The organism is Paenibacillus sp. MMS20-IR301 (assembly GCF_032302195.1).
Classification (GTDB): Bacteria; Bacillota; Bacilli; order Paenibacillales; family Paenibacillaceae; genus Paenibacillus_AQ.
The window spans coordinates 445,336-460,084 of the sequence record NZ_CP135275.1 but is presented as its reverse complement, the minus strand read 5'-3'; the positions used below and the strand labels follow the sequence as shown (position 1 = coordinate 460,084).

The 14,749-nt window shown below is 53.0% G+C and carries 11 protein-coding genes; 2 read left to right on the top strand and 9 right to left on the bottom strand.

Annotated features, from left to right (window positions below):
* Window positions 1-116 precede the first annotated feature (116 nt).
* Genes LOS79_RS01925 through LOS79_RS01900 form a run of 6 tightly spaced genes read right to left on the bottom strand, consistent with a single transcriptional unit; the run spans window position 117 to window position 7,359 of the window.
* A complete protein-coding gene (locus LOS79_RS01925) occupies window positions 117-1,271 on the bottom strand; it encodes a DUF4432 family protein (RefSeq protein WP_315415876.1) in 1,155 nt (384 codons plus the stop codon).
* Window positions 1,264-1,971: a beta-phosphoglucomutase gene (gene pgmB, locus LOS79_RS01920; RefSeq protein WP_315415875.1), complete on the bottom strand. Its 708-nt coding sequence runs from the start codon at window positions 1,969-1,971 to the stop codon at window positions 1,264-1,266. The genes LOS79_RS01925 and pgmB overlap by 8 nt, the downstream gene beginning before the upstream one ends.
* Window positions 1,949-4,207, bottom strand: a complete 2,259-nt coding sequence (locus tag LOS79_RS01915) for a glycoside hydrolase family 65 protein (RefSeq protein WP_315415873.1) — start codon at window positions 4,205-4,207, stop codon at window positions 1,949-1,951. Before LOS79_RS01915 ends, pgmB begins: the two co-directional genes overlap by 23 nt.
* 52 nt (window positions 4,208-4,259) lie before the next feature.
* Window positions 4,260-5,081 carry a carbohydrate ABC transporter permease gene (locus tag LOS79_RS01910; RefSeq protein ID WP_315415871.1) on the bottom strand — a complete coding sequence of 274 codons (822 nt, stop codon included), beginning with the start codon at window positions 5,079-5,081 and terminating at the stop codon, window positions 4,260-4,262.
* A 22-nt stretch (window positions 5,082-5,103) separates the two neighbouring features.
* On the bottom strand, window positions 5,104-5,979 hold the full coding sequence (locus LOS79_RS01905) for a carbohydrate ABC transporter permease (protein WP_315415869.1): 876 nt from the start codon (window positions 5,977-5,979) through the stop codon (window positions 5,104-5,106).
* Between the two features lie 33 nt (window positions 5,980-6,012).
* Window positions 6,013-7,359, bottom strand: coding sequence for an ABC transporter substrate-binding protein (locus tag LOS79_RS01900; RefSeq protein ID WP_315415867.1), 1,347 nt, complete (start codon window positions 7,357-7,359; stop codon window positions 6,013-6,015).
* Between the two features lie 294 nt (window positions 7,360-7,653).
* On the opposite strand from LOS79_RS01900, the gene LOS79_RS01895 reads away from it, so the two are divergent.
* Window positions 7,654-9,486: a sensor histidine kinase gene (locus tag LOS79_RS01895; protein WP_315415866.1), complete on the top strand. Its 1,833-nt coding sequence runs from the start codon at window positions 7,654-7,656 to the stop codon at window positions 9,484-9,486.
* Window positions 9,479-11,101 (top strand): response regulator, encoded by a 1,623-nt coding sequence (locus LOS79_RS01890; RefSeq protein WP_315415865.1) that lies wholly within the window; start codon window positions 9,479-9,481, stop codon window positions 11,099-11,101. The genes LOS79_RS01895 and LOS79_RS01890 overlap by 8 nt, the downstream gene beginning before the upstream one ends.
* A gap of 12 nt (window positions 11,102-11,113) precedes the next feature.
* Here the strand turns inward: LOS79_RS01890 and LOS79_RS01885 are convergent, their stop codons facing one another.
* From LOS79_RS01885 to LOS79_RS01875, 3 genes are all read right to left on the bottom strand, one after another.
* Entirely contained in the window at window positions 11,114-12,727 is a 1,614-nt protein-coding gene (locus tag LOS79_RS01885) for an extracellular solute-binding protein (RefSeq protein ID WP_315415864.1), read from the bottom strand.
* A 62-nt stretch (window positions 12,728-12,789) separates the two neighbouring features.
* Entirely contained in the window at window positions 12,790-13,686 is an 897-nt protein-coding gene (locus tag LOS79_RS01880) for a carbohydrate ABC transporter permease (protein ID WP_315415863.1), read from the bottom strand.
* Between the two features lie 33 nt (window positions 13,687-13,719).
* Window positions 13,720-14,586 carry an ABC transporter permease gene (locus LOS79_RS01875; RefSeq protein ID WP_315421928.1) on the bottom strand — a complete coding sequence of 289 codons (867 nt, stop codon included), beginning with the start codon at window positions 14,584-14,586 and terminating at the stop codon, window positions 13,720-13,722.
* Window positions 14,587-14,749 lie beyond the last annotated feature (163 nt).

Sequence of the window (14,749 nt, the reverse complement as noted above, 5' to 3'; positions counted from 1 at the left end):
AGCAAACCCGGCAATAGCCCAAAAAAATACCCAGCCGCCGGAAATCTGCCGGCGCTGGGTATGACTAATTTCATCTATTCTTGGCTGAAGCCTGCGCTACAGCCTCATGGTATCAATTACTTAGCCGCACTGCGGATCATCTGCGTAAGGGCGGCTATTTCCTGCGGATCACGCGATGCCCCGATGATGATCCAGCCTGTACTTTGGCCATGGGGTGCGAGATAGACAGTTTCGCCGTCGATCGTCTTTTGCTTCAGGGAATTGGGCCTTGTCTTACAAGGCTCCAGCGCATACATCCGGTCCGTGATGGCCCGCTTGGCGATCAGGGACCGGGGATAATCCTGCAGCGAGCGAATGACATAGGCAGCGGCGTCTTGGCCTGTGTTCACCAGCATTTCGGCCGTCAGCTCATGCTCCCCGCCAATAGCAACGTGGTAATCACGGACCTGCGGCAGATCCGCAAGTCCTTCTACCCGTTCAGGAACATACTGATAGCAGCGGATCGGGTCCAGCTTCGTGCCCGTATCATAGACGGCTAGCGGGTCTGCCTCCGGCGGAGCCGAATCACGGAGCAGCATAGTCTCCGGCAAGACCGGCAGGACATAGCTTCCGCCCTCCGACATGAAAGGCCCTGCCAGCTGGATATGGTATCCGTCATCCACCGGCTGGGCGCTATCCGTCAAATTCCGCACCGTATCCTCCCGGAGCAGCGTGGCTGCCCCGGGACGGGTTACGATCCGGATGATTTTGTCGTACACAGGCTGCGGCCCGTAACCTCTGACCGGAACATTGCCCTCCAGGCAAATCTGCCGGTCATCCCAGCTCAGCCGCACCGACTCCGGCAAGGCCGGGGAGTAAGACCCGGTCCCGTGGACGGTTCTGAGCTCATCCGGGGTGCCGAAGATTTCAGGGCCTATGGCCGCTACCGCCGCATAGAAGCCTGAATCCCAGCCGGAATGCTCGTTGTCGGCCAAATCCACCTGCTCCGGATGCAGCAGATAACGCTCATCACGCTCCCAACTGATCTTCTCGCCGTCCAGCCGGATTTCCCCGATGTCCATCCCCCGCTCCAGAATCACGGTAATGACCAGCCGGCCACCTGATACAGTCAGCTGGTGCAGTTGCAAGCCGAAGGGATCTGTAAGCAGCGTCAATGTAACATAGCCGCCTTCCGGCAGCGGCTGCGGAACATCCGGCTGCAGCTGCGCCAGCGTCAATTCGCTTATCCCTTCTCCGCTTGTCCGCTCCTTGTCAGCCCGCTCATCACTCATCCCGCCCGCTCCCCTCTTCTCTCCGGCCGGCTGCACCGATCTGCCCCAGCAGGAATACGGGCTCCAGCTGTTCAAAGCTGGTGACGGTAAGATGGGCCCGGGCAAGCAGCTGCCCGTCTCCGATGCCGGCAACACGCATGCCGGCCCGGATCGCGCCTTCTACACCGGCTTCCGCATCTTCAAAGACATAACAGTTCTCCGGAGCAGCGCCGAGCAGCCGGGCGGCCTGCAGGAAGACCTCCGGGTCCGGCTTCGCCTTCGCAATGCTGTTCCCGTCCACCACGGCATCGAACATCGCCCGGATCTTCACCTTCTCCAGAATGAGCGGAGCGTTCCTGCTGGCAGAGGCAATTGCTGTCCGGATTCCCTTTGAGCGCAGATGACTTAGAAAGCTGCTTACACCGGGCAAGACGTCGCCCGGTGTAAGCGTCTCAAGCAGCTCCTTGTACCATTCGTTTTTGCGGGAAGCCAGCTCCTCCTTCTGTTCCGGAGTCAAACCGGTTACTCCGCCGGAGCGCAGCAGAAGCTCAAGCGAGTCCATCCGGCTGACACCCTTCAGCTGCTCATTGGCGCTTTCGCTGAACCCGAAGCCGAGCTCTCCGGCAAGACGCCTCCAGGCTTGATAATGATATTTCGCGGTATCGACAATGACGCCATCCAGATCGAAGATAGCCGCCTCAAAGGGTTGTGTTCGCAGCATCGTCCCCTCCATTCAGCTTACACACCTCATAAGAATCCGGATGAACCGTAATCCGGTAACGTTCCCCCCGCCAGGCCAGCGGGAAGCTCAGCTCCTCCCAGCCCGCAGGCAGCCGGGGCGCCAGCTGAATCTCCCCGGTCCACATTGCACTGCCAAGACCGGCGAATCCGTATACGATTAGCTGCCACAGGCCGCCGCAATTGGCGATATGAATTCCTTCAGCAGCGCCTTTCTTCTCCGCCGAGAGATCAATCGCCATCACCCGCTGCAGGAACGCTGCCGCAGTCTCCTTCCGGTCCAGCCAGGAGGCGATAATGCCGTGCACGGCAACGGACAGGGAAGAATCATGCGTTGTGAGCGGCTCGTAATACTCATAAGCCGCCTTCAGCTGCTCCCCGGAGAATTCCTGCGGGAACAGCAGCATGAGTTCCAGGACATCGGCCTGCTTCAGCGCCTTGGAGCGGTAATTGCGCTCCTGGGAGATGAAATGGCCGAAGGGTCTGGATCTGTCGGTCCAGATGCGGTCGAAATCCAGATCCGCATACTGGGCAAAATCATCGGATTGCGGAACAATGTCCGTCCCGCTGTCATAAGGCAGCCTTAGCTTCTCTGCCGTGTGTAAGAAGAGCTCCCGCTCCTCAGTACCGATATTCAGCCGCTCAGCCGCAGCCGCATAACGCTCCGGCTGATTCTCCTGCAGGCTGTCCAGACAGCTGGCAGTCTGCTCCAGGCTGAATTTGACCATCCGGTTCGTGAAGGCATTGTTCCGGGTGAGCGGCAAATATTCATCCGGCCCCATGACGCCAAGCAGCTCGCAGAACCCTTCCTTATTCCAGTCCACCCGGTCACACCAGTAGCGGGCGGTCTCCACCAGAATATCAATGCCGTATTGCCCAAGGAATTCCTCATCCCCTGTAGCCCGCACGTAATGATACAGTGCATACACTACATCCGCTGTTATATGAACTTCATGATCGGCATACTGCCAGTTGGCACATTGCTCTTCGCCGCCTAATGAGGATTCCCAGGCATACCGTGCTCCCCGGTATCCATATTGCTGCGCATTGCGCCGTGCTCCGTCCAGCGTATGGTAGCGGAACAGCACGAGATTCCGCGCAGCCTGCGGATTGGTATGCAGGAAGAACGGCAGCAGGTTAATCTCTGTATCCCAGAAATATCTGCCGAAATAAGCCTCGCCGGCATAACCCTTGGCACAGATCGCAACCCGGGCGTCCTGCTCCGCATTCGCGCGGATCAGATGATAGAGTGAAGCGCGGACGCTGAGCTGGGCGTGGTCATCACCCTTGATGACCATATCCGCCGCCTGCCACTTGCGTTTCCAGCCCGCCGCATGCCGCTCATACAGCTGCTCCCGGCCTAATTCGCGCGCCAGCTTCAGCTGCGCCTGCGCCCGGCTGCCGGCTCCGCCTTCCTCCATATCGCGGTCTGTTGTCACCGCAGTCAGCTTGCTGAGCGTCAGCCGGTCCCCGGCCGCAAGCACGAACTCCCCGCGAAGCGCAGCTCTCTCAGGGGTATTCTCTTCATGCCATACTACCGCACGGGAGGCTTCCAGCGCAGAAAGCATGATGATCTGATTGCCCCCTGCCGTCAGCGTCTCAAGTGACAGGCTGCCCTCCGCTTGCGCTGCAGGAATAATCTGCGCGAAGTGATTCATCCCGTTAGTCCGCACATCCGCCCGGAGGGCGGCGGCCACCTCAAGCCTTCCTCCGCCGGCCAGCACCTCAAGCTGCACCTCCTGGATGCACAGATGCGTATCCGCCATGCTCAAGTAGCGCCCGAAGGTACACTTCAGCTGCATTCCCTCTGCCGTCTCCCAGATGAAGGAGCGGTGAAGACTGCCGTCCCGCAGATCCAGCCAGCGTGAATAGCCGCTGATCCGCGAGCGGTCCATATCCAGCCGCCCGCCCGCAGCCTGGAACTCAAATCCGAGAATATAAGGGAGATTGACAATCTCCTCCTTCAGCAGCGGATGCTGCGCTACAATGCCCGGAATATAGGTTCCCTGCTTGGACTTCAGATGCCGCGGCTTCTCCAGCGTGACATTATCCGGGAAACGCAGGTATTCCTCATCCTGGGGCGCATCGCTGCATCCCTCCTCAAAGCTTCCGCGGATATGCATGTAGCCGTTTCCCTGGGTGAACAACCCCTCGTAATGCTTATGCAGTGAGGCCTGATAGCCATCTTCCTTCAGGCACCACAAGTTATTCTCATTCATCGGTAACCCCCCGCTTCCCCGGTATCTTCCTTTGCTGTCATCCTCCGGTTCATCATCCCTTCACCGCTCCCGCAGCAAGTCCGGATACCACCTGCTCCTGCAGCAGGATATAGACCACGATACTCGGGATGATGACAACCATCGTAGCGGCGAACATGACGCCGTAGTCACTGGCAAACTGGCTTTTGAAATAATAAAGGGCCAGCGGCAGGGTCCGGCTCTGATTGCCTGTTGTCAGAATGATTGCGAACTGGAATTCATTCCAGCAGAGCAGGAACTGCATGACACCCGCCGTACCGAAGCCCGGCTTCGAGATCGGCAGAATAATCCGGAAGAACGTCTGGATGAAGCTCGCGCCGTCCAGGTAAGCCGATTCTTCCATTTCCTTCGGAACGGTCAGGAAGTAGCTGGACAGGATATAGAGCGAGACCGGCAGGCCGAAGCCGGTGTATACGATAATCAGGCCGATCAGCTTGTCATACAGACCAAGCGTATTTACGGTCAGATACAGCGGCTGCAGCATCGCCGCACCGGGTATCAGCAGAGACAGGGAGAACGCGGCCATCAGCAGCTTTTTGCCGCGGAATTGAAAACGTGCCAGAACATAGCCGGACATTCCCAGCAGCAGCAGATTCAGCAGCGTCCCGAAGATCCCGACGATCACACTGTTGATGTAGAACCGGGAGATCGGCGCGATCTGGAAGGCCTTCGTGTAGTTGGAGAACTGGAAGCTGCTCGGCCAGCCGAGTGAATTGCTCAGAATCTCGGCATTCGTCTTGAACGAAGCCAGCAGCACCCACAGAAACGGCCCCAGTGACAAGAAGACAATCAGCAGCACAAAACCATACTTAAGTACACCCAAACTTTTTTTCATATTCTCACCCCATCCGCTCCATTCAGTTTTGGGAGCTGCCTATTCTGAACAGATTTCGGCACAGCAGGACAAAGATCAAGCCAAAGCCGATTAGGAAAACACCCACTGAGTTGGAGTAACCGAAGTTATTGTCCATAAGTGCGGTCTTGTAAATATATATAGGCAAGTTCATCGTTGCATTGCCGGGTCCGCCCCCTGTAGTCATCAGGATAATATCCATCTTCTGCAGCATGCTTGTTCCGGACAGAATGACGCAGGTCCCGATAATATTGCGCAGCATAGGGATGATGATATACAGGTTGATCTTGAAGTTGCTCGCTCCGTCAATCTTCGCCGACTCGAACAGACTCTCCGGAATGGCGGCAATCTCAGCCAGAATCAGGATTGTAACCACCGCTGCATAAGGCAGCCAGGTCATGGTGACCGAGAGAAAGGCTGTACCGTAATCCATAAACCAGTTGTGGGAGAAATCCGCATTGCCGAATAAGCGGGCAATACTGTTCACCGCACCGAAATCAGGATTGAGCATACACAGGAACAGCATACCTACGGCCGCACCCGAGATAATATTCGGAAACATGTAGACCGTGCGTGCGAACTTCCAGTAGAATTCCTTCATGCTGAGAATGACCGCAAACAGGGTACCGATGGCCACGTGGATCGTCGACTGAAGCAGGACCCAGATGCCCGTATTCAGAGCGCTTTGGCGGAAATCAGAATCGTCCGTGAACAGCTGAATATAGTTAGCGAGCCCGGTAAACACCGGACTGCGCCCGGCCGACCACTCCGTAAAGGAGGTGCCGAACAGAATGACAAGTGAAACGGCATAGACAAGAATGAATAATAATACAGTCGGCAACAGAAAAAGCGCGATATATCCTCTATTTTTCCTAACCATCCATATGGTCCTCCCCAATCCTCAGACTATCTATTATTTATTCTTAGCAGCAATATCCGTTAGTTCCTGGGCAATTTCTTCTGCGGTCGCCCGGCCGGCAGCCAGCTTCGGATACAGGTTTTTCCAGGCATCCGTTACGTTTGGATAGACGATGGAATCCAGTGTCCGGTAATGCAGCTGCGTCTTTTGCGCGACTGTAATCGATTCGACCAGGATCGGATATTTCTCTTTCAGTGCATCTGACGGCTGGACTTCGCTGGATACCGGCATTACATTACCGTATTCAAGCGCGATCGCCTGCCCTTCAAGCCCGGTTTTGAACTTGATGAATTTCTCGGCAGCTTCGCGGGTTTCCGGCGTTTTGGCTCCAATCATGTAGCCGACTTCATAAGTGGAAATCAGGCTGTTGTCCGGATACGCGGCAACCCCTACTTTGGCATCAAAGCCTTCACTGCTCTTCGCCGGATCGCTGAAATCCCCGATCATCCAAGGGCCGTTGGCAATCATCGCCGCCTTACCCTGGCTGAAAGCATTCGCTGCATTGGCATAGCCCGCACCCAGCGCATCCTTCGTCGTATACTTCTCCAGCAGTTCCTTCATCATGTTAAGCGCCTGAATCATTTCCGGTGTATTGAAGTCTGTCGGGTGCAGGGTGTTCATGAACGCTTTGCCGTTCTCCCCGTTCGTGCCGATCATGGCCGCCAGAATCAGATTGGACGTCCAGGCATTCTCCCCGGTCATCAGTGCGAGCGGAACGAAGCCTGCCGCCTTGAGCTTCTCATTGTTGCTCATGAACTCATCCCAGGTCTCCGCAGGCTTAACTCCCGCTTTCTCAAACATTTCTTTATTGTAGAAGTAGCCGATGTTCTGCTTCTGGTCGCTGATCGACCAGATCTTGCCGTCCCGCGTATTGGAGGCCAGGGCATCTTCGCCAATCGCAGCCTTCCATTCCGCATCCTTATCCAGATACTCATTGAAAGGGGTTGCAAGATTGCCTTTGATCAGTACATCATTCACGCCGTCCTTGCCCATAACGACATCCGGAACATCACCGGAGGCGGCCAGGATTTTGATCTTGTCAACATAGGCGGCGTCACTTGGAATTTCTTCCACCACAACCTCTACTTCGTCACCGTACTTGGCATTGAACTGCTTGATCTGCTCTTCTTCCATCTTGGCTGAGGCGTGCGTACCGACCCGGAAGGTCAGATAAGAAATTTTCACGGGTGCCTTGGCCGCAGGTGCGTTATTTCCGGAACCGGAGTCAGCGGCTGCCCCGCCATTCTTCGCTGTATTGTCTGACCCGCATGCCGAAATGGACAGTGCCAGAATCAGAGTACTTGCCAGGGTAATGCCCTTCTTGTACATTGGTTTCTTCAAACTAAATCCCCCTTATGCTGCTAATGGTTGTTTACAGCTCTCATTGTAGAACAAAGAAAATTGGTAATGAATTCGTTTTTCCGCATGATCTTTTATAATATCTTGTGTAAATCGGCCGCGGCAGCGAAACGGATGTAAGGGGTTTCAGATTTCTTTAACTCTGTATCGTTTTCTTTACCATCTCTCCTAAAACCGCTGTATTTCACGCCTCTGCGCTATTCGCAACCGGGAAATGATTATATAATGGCTGTACTATAGAATCATCAACAGAATCATCAACAAGGAGCCACCCGCATGTTCAAAGAACAGATTCTACGGCAGCTTAACCCCCGCCTGCTATCAGGATTCTTCACCCGTATTCCGGTCAGGAACAAAATTGTAATGATCATCTTTCTGCTGATTCTGCTGCCCATGACGTTCGCCGGCTGTTACTTCTACTGGAACATCTCGCAGATGCTGACGAAGAATGCCAATGATAACCTGTCCCTGCTGATCCGCCAGACTAACGACAATATTGAGAAGTCCTTTCAGATTGTCGAGAATACCTCCCTGCACTTCCTCTCCACCAAAATGATCCGCAACTGGCTGATTGACAATGTGTCCCTGAGCAATGACTTCTATAAGAAGTTCGTCAATAAAACAGAAATGGAAGAGGACCTGAAGTACAGCCTCATGTTCAACAATGCTTGGAATATCAGCCTATTGTCAACGGCCTATGTTTTTTTTGATGATGACAACTATGTATCGGTTGTAAAGGCGCCGCCCAATATCGAACAGACAAATAAGAACAATCTGGCTGTCTATCAGTCGCTTAACGGCACCATGGTCCGCGGCAAGGAGATTCTCACCCCAAGCCTTAAGGATCCCACAATCTACTTCACCCGGGTGATGTCCAATATCAATCAGCCCGAGCAGCGTCTGGTGCTGATCTTCGGCACGGATGAGGCCGACTTAGCCGAACAATATTCCGGGGTGCTCGCCTTCCCGGGCGCGGTGGCGTACATCGTAGATAATCAGGGTGTCATTTACTCCAGTGCCGATAAGCAGACGCTCGGCGCTACAGTTGACCCGGCTGTGCTTGCGCTGAAAGACACGACAGGCGTCAGGGAGCTGAGGCTGAATCATGAGACCTATCTGGCTGCTTCCCGCAGCATCGGTACAACCGGCCTGACCTTCATTGCCGGCATTCCGAAGAAGCAGGTGCTGGCTAAATTATCCGGGAGCATGCACAATTACATCTGGATTATCACGCTGATTGCTGTCGTGTCACTTGCCGCAGGTGTCCTGTTATCCGTCCGCTTTACCCGGATTGTCCGTGATCTGCTGCGGAGCATCCGCAAGGTGAAGAAGGGGGATTACAGCGCAAGGATGCCGACCTATAGAGATGCGGAGCTGAATCTGCTGAGCACCACCTTCAACAATATGACGGACGAAATCAACTATCTGATTAAGGAAGTGTATGAGAAGCATCTGCTGGTCAAGGATTCGGAGATCAAATTTCTGCAGGCCCAGATGAATCCCCATTTCCTGTTCAATACCTTGATTACCATCGGCTACAAGGCGAAATTATCCAGAGATGAGACCGTTTACAAAATGGTAACCTCGCTTACGGAGCTGCTGCAGGCGAGCATCTATTCAAACAGCCTGGCGAAGATTCCGATCCGCCAGGAGCTGGATTTCATCAAATTCTATCTCTATCTGCAGAAGGAACGGTTCGAGGACAAAATTGAGTACACGATTCAGATTGAAGATGAAGCGCTGCTGGATCTGCTGCTACCTAAGCTGAGCGTTGAGCCGCTGGTGGAGAATGCCGTAGTTCACGGCGTGGAGAAGAAGCTGGGCAAGGGTGTAATCCACATCCGCATCTACAGCCGGGATGATTCCGTATACTTCGAGATTACGGACAACGGCATCGGCTTCGAGGAGGTTCCGCGGAACTGGAGCACCTTCGAGAGCAGCACCATGCGCAAGCAGGGCCATAACAATATCGGCCTGATCAATACGCATAAACGGGCGAAGCTGATATACGGTGAGCCATACGGGATCGAGATTGAGAGTGCATCAGGGGCGGGGGCCAAGGTTACCCTGCATATACCGAAAGATCAGGGGGATTTAACATATGTATAACATCATGATTGTGGACGATGAGCCTGTAATCAAAAAAGGACTGCAGTGCTTCATTGACTGGAGTGTTCTCCGGTGTGAGGTGATTTGCGAGGCATCCAATGGTATGGAAGCTGTAGAACTGCTTGATTATCATGATATCGATATTATTGTAACGGATATCCGTATGCCGGGGATGGATGGACTTGCGCTGTCGGAATATGTGCATCACCATTATCCGCAGATCAAGGTAATTATCCTTACGGCCTTCGCGGACTTCTCCTATGCCCAAACGGCGATTCAATACGAAGTAGTCGACTTTGTAGTCAAGACCAACCCTACCGAACAGATACCCCGGGCTATTGAAAAAGCAACCCTCCTGCTCGATAAGGAACGGGAGCAACAGCAGAAGGTCAAGCAGCTCGAGAGCAAGATCAGTGATAATCTGTCTGAAATCAGTGAGAAATTCCTGAAGGAAGCTGTCTATGGCCTGATCAGTGATGAAGGAAGCCTGGTCACCCGCTCAAGCGAGCTTGGACTGCAGCTGGACAATTACTTCGCCGTATATATGGAGGTCAGGGATATTCCGGGACCCCAGGGCCCTGCCGGAGCACCCGCGGGTGATTATCACCGGTTCCTGGCCGCCATCCGCCAGTTCCTTACCCTGGCCATAGGGGAACATCCTTCCTATATTATGGCTATGGAGAAAAACACCCTGCTAGCCCTGGTCTCCATGGGCAGCGGCAGTGCCGCAGTTATGACACAGACACTGCTCACAATCAGCAGCGAAATTCTCGCCATGGCTGAGAACTTCAGGCAGTACCATGTCAATATTGGCATCAGCCTGCTCCACCGGGATTTGCTGACATTGTCAACAGCTTATCTGGAGGCCAGAGAGGCGCTGCAGGGCAGCTTTTATAATGATAATTATGTCGCGGTCTATATGCCTCATACCAGCCGGACGCTCACGCCCGGCGCTCCCCCGCACCATGCGGCAGAGCAAATTGCCGAGCATCTGCAGCAGGGGCACAGCAGCCAGGCTGTCTATCAGCTGGAGCAGCTGCTGGAGAACTACAAGCGTACGAAAGAGCCGATTGAGAATGTAAAGGTAGCCTGCCTGCTGATCAGCTCCTACTGCTTCCGCCTGCTGAGTGCCAGCCAGCCCTTCGCCGCTGAGCTGGAGGAGAGCCAGTCTGCGGTGTATAAGCAAATCCAGGAGAGCAAGAGCATTCAGCTGCTGGCCGGCATTCTGAAGCGCCTGATTCATAGCTGCTCCAGAGCCGCAGCCTTTAATGACCAGCAGCCGAATTACATCGTTATTGAATGCCAGAAATTCATCAGGGAGCATTACAACCAGGATCTGAGCCTGCAGATCATTGCCGATCATATCCATATCAACAGCAGCTACCTCAGCCGCCTGTACAAAAAAGTTACCGGTGAGTCAATCATCGACGTCATCAATAAGTACCGGATCGAAATGGCCAAGAAGCTGCTCCGCAATCCGGCAAGCAAAGTGTTCGAGGTTGCGGAGGCTGTAGGGATCGAAACGCCCGCCTATTTCACCCATGTATTCTCCAAATATACAGGCATGAGCCCCAAGGAATACAAGCTGAATTATTCACAGAGTGAACTGGGATAAAAGATTAGCAGATTACTTCGCTGACAGGAATGCGCTTGTCTGAGCCTCAACCTCCGCTTTCACTTTGTCAATGCCTGCAGCCTTGAGCTTGTCATTCAGCGTGGCGAATGCTTTATCAACATCCTTTACGGCTCCGATGGTAATCGGAAGGAAGTATTGCGATGACACATTTTTGAGATTGGCGATTTCCGATTTTACTTTTTCTGAGTTAAAGGAGAAGCCCAGATAAGGCACCGGAGCCAGGAAGTCTTTAATCCGGCTGTTCAATTCGATGTAGGAGTCAGTCCAGGAAACGCTTGGTTTGAAGTAATCCTTATTGACGAACCAGAAACCGGCGGCATCAGCAGGATACGTATTGGTCTCAGCCGTAACCCCTTCTGGAAGCGTCAGCTTACCGTCTGCAGTCACTGCGTAATTCTTGCCTTCGATGCCGTAGTAGGTTAAATATACATAGGATTCATCCTGCATAATCAGGTCCAGGGCCTGCAGCGCACGTTCCGCATTCGGTGTATTCGCAGCAATGGCAACGCCATTGTTCAACCAGCTGCTGGTGGGAGCATGTCCCGTCGGGGAGAGCACCGGCATCACATACGTTTCAATGCCTTTTTGCGCACAAGCGGCCAGAGTAGCTTGAATATCTATGGAATTGCCGAAGGCAATGCCTGCTTTTCCTTCCACGAAATTATCCTTGGAGCGGACCTTGTTAGAATACGGGTTCTTGTTGATATAACCGGCATCGTACCATCGCTTCATCGTATCTGCCGCATATTTGAATGCGCCCTGCACAGGCTCATCCGTGATGCTTAACACTTTGCCTGCAGGATCTTCGTTATCCGTAAACACACCTACAGAAGACGGATCACCGGAGTCCATTGGCGCCCCGGGGTAAGCAAATTTCTCGCTGGCCAGCGCGCCGAACGGGGTCGGGAGATCATACTGTGAATCCAGATTCAGCGGAATCATATCGGGATGGCTTTGTTTGACAGCAGCCAGATAGGGTTCCAGCTCGGAGATTTTCGTCGGATTCACCAGTCCCGCCTGGTCCATAATATCCTTGCGGAGCACGATAACATTGACCTTCCGGTCCGGGGTGGTCGTTGGAATCATATACTGCTTGCCGTTGACCTGTGCCGCCTGGTAAGCCGCCGGATCCTGATTGGCATAATATTTGGGCATGTTGCTCTTAATCATATCTTCGTTCAGCTCAAGGAATGAGCCCTTGTTGGACTCTGAGACATAGAAGTTCCAGTCCGCAGCAAACACGAAATCAACATCCTGTCCGGAAGCCAGAATCAGGGGGTATTTGGATGCTACATCTCCCCAGCCGATATAATTGATTTCCAGCGTGGCATTGATATCCTTCTTCAGCTTCTCATTGACCGCTGCCATAACCTCCGGCATTCCCTTAGGGGCTTCACCCAACAGATAACCTACAAGCTTCACTTCTTTGGAATGATCAGGTGTACCGCCCGCTTCCGTGGCGGCTGGTGTAGCAGCGGCCGGATCAGCAGGTGCGTTCGTTGCCGCGCTCTCTGAATTATTATTTCCCCCGCAGGCTGTAAGAGCCATTGACAGTAACAATACCCCGCTTAATAACGTAAGACCCTTTCTTTTGAACCCTTTCATGCTAATGCCTCCTTATATTCTGATAAGCATCTATATAAACCCCGGCCCGGCCGGAATCTATATCATCCCTTCACTGCACCAATCGTGATCCCGCTGACAAAATACTTCTGCACAAACGGAAAGACCAGCACGATCGGACCGGTGGCAATCACCGTCATCGCCAGCTTGAACGTCTCCTTTGGCATATCCAGGTTGGAGACATGCTGGGACATAGCCGCCGACAGATTAATGGAAGACAACATCTTATAGAGCAGGTACTGGAGCGGAATCAGCGTATCTTTATTCGTGAACATCATGGCGGTCCACCAATCATTCCAGTAAGCGAGCGCCGTGAATACACCAATCGAGGCAATCGCAGGCTTCGTAAGCGGCAGGACAATTTTCAGGAAAATCCGGAAGTCCCCTGCACCGTCAATTTTGGCCGATTCGATCAGCGGCTCCGGTACAGATTCCCGGATAAAGCTCCGGAGAATCAGGATGTACATTACATTGAACATCGGGGCCAGAATCAGCACCGCATAGGTATTGGATAAATGGAGATTACGGCTGAGCCAGATGTAATACGGAGCCAGCCCGCCATTGAACAGCGTCGTAAAGAACAGGAAGAACGATAACGCGTTACGGTGCTTCAAATCTTTACGGGACAGGACGTAAGCAGCCATCATCGAAATGAACAACGATAGTGTGGTCCCGGCCACAGTGACAATAATCGAAACCTTGTATCCGGCGAACAGATCCTCCGGGTAGCGGAAGATGAAGGCGAAGGCCTCCAGTGAGAAGTCACGCGGCCAGAACCAGTAGCCATGTTTGAGAATGGCGCTTTCTGAAGAAAAGGCGCCTGATACAAGCACGATAAAGGGCAAGACACAGATTAAGGCAATGACGGCAACCAGTGTATAAGCGATAGCCGTGTATATTGGGGCTGAATCCAGTTTGTGATCAGCGGTTTTGCTGCTCATATAAATCACCTGCTTCTTTAGTAAAATAGGGGTTTAAAATAAAGCCTGGTCTTTGTCGTATCTGCGCACCAGCCAGTTAGCACCAAGAATAATAATCAGCGTTAGTACGGATTGATAGAAACCGACCGAGGAAGCCATTCCGAAATCCGCTGTGCCCATCAGTGACCGGAAGGCCAGCGTATCGATAATATCTGTCGTGTCCATAAGCAGCCCGTTGTTGCCGATCAGCTGATAGAACATATCGAATTCACCGCGCATAATCCGTCCCAGTCCGAGCAGCAGCAGGATAATCATCGTCGGCTTCAGCAGCGGGAGCGTAATTTTCGTTATCTTCTGGAATTTAGACGCCCCGTCAATGGTGGCTGCTTCATAAATTTCCTGATCGATGCCGACGATAGCCGCCAGGTACAGCACGCTCCCGTATCCCACCCACTTCCACACATACAGAAACGGCAGGATGAGGTACCAGTACCAGGTCGTCGAATAGATATCAAGCGCTTCCACATTGAAATAGGCTAACATCCGGTTCACAATCCCGTATTCATAATTGAGGAAGTTGTAGACAAAGGCGGATACCGTTACCCAGGATATGAAATAAGGCAGGAACATCAGGGTCTGGGACAATTTCTTAAACCATTTGAGGCGGATTTCGGAGATAACGATAGCTGCCACAATGGAAAAGAAGGTATAACAGGCCAAAAAAGCAACATTGTACAGGATAGTGTTACGGGTAACCAGCCAGGCTTTGCCAGACTGAAAGAAATAACTGAAATTGTCCAAGCCTACCCACTCACTGCCGAAGATGCCGCCCTTCACGCTGTAAGACTGAAAAGCCATGACAATACCGGCCATCGGAATGTAAGCAAAGATAATAAAATAGACAGCTATGGGAGCAAACATCAGGTACAGCACCCAATGAGTCCGGAAGTCCAGCAGCCAGCCTGTTTTTGCCCGGCGGCTAAGCTTCCCCCCCGATCCTTTCCTTGCCCCGGCCCTTGGCTGGGAGTTCATATTCACATTCATCACCTTCCAACTAGTTTCTGTTTGTCTCTCCACAGTTATT

Excerpts from the sequence above, each read along its gene's own strand:
- LOS79_RS01875 (WP_315421928.1), bottom strand. The coding sequence starts at position 14,586 with ATGTTTGCTCCCATAGCTGTCTATTTTATTATCTTTGCTTACATTCCG.
- LOS79_RS01895 (WP_315415866.1), top strand. The coding sequence starts at position 7,654 with ATGTTCAAAGAACAGATTCTACGGCAGCTTAACCCCCGCCTGCTATCA.
- LOS79_RS01880 (WP_315415863.1), bottom strand. The coding sequence starts at position 13,686 with ATGAGCAGCAAAACCGCTGATCACAAACTGGATTCAGCCCCAATATAC.
- LOS79_RS01890 (WP_315415865.1), top strand. The coding sequence starts at position 9,479 with ATGTATAACATCATGATTGTGGACGATGAGCCTGTAATCAAAAAAGGA.
- LOS79_RS01905 (WP_315415869.1), bottom strand. The coding sequence starts at position 5,979 with ATGGTTAGGAAAAATAGAGGATATATCGCGCTTTTTCTGTTGCCGACT.
- LOS79_RS01925 (WP_315415876.1), bottom strand. The coding sequence starts at position 1,271 with ATGAGTGATGAGCGGGCTGACAAGGAGCGGACAAGCGGAGAAGGGATA.
- LOS79_RS01885 (WP_315415864.1), bottom strand. The coding sequence starts at position 12,727 with ATGAAAGGGTTCAAAAGAAAGGGTCTTACGTTATTAAGCGGGGTATTG.
- LOS79_RS01915 (WP_315415873.1), bottom strand. The coding sequence starts at position 4,207 with ATGAATGAGAATAACTTGTGGTGCCTGAAGGAAGATGGCTATCAGGCC.
- pgmB (WP_315415875.1), bottom strand. The coding sequence starts at position 1,971 with ATGCTGCGAACACAACCCTTTGAGGCGGCTATCTTCGATCTGGATGGC.
- LOS79_RS01910 (WP_315415871.1), bottom strand. The coding sequence starts at position 5,081 with ATGAAAAAAAGTTTGGGTGTACTTAAGTATGGTTTTGTGCTGCTGATT.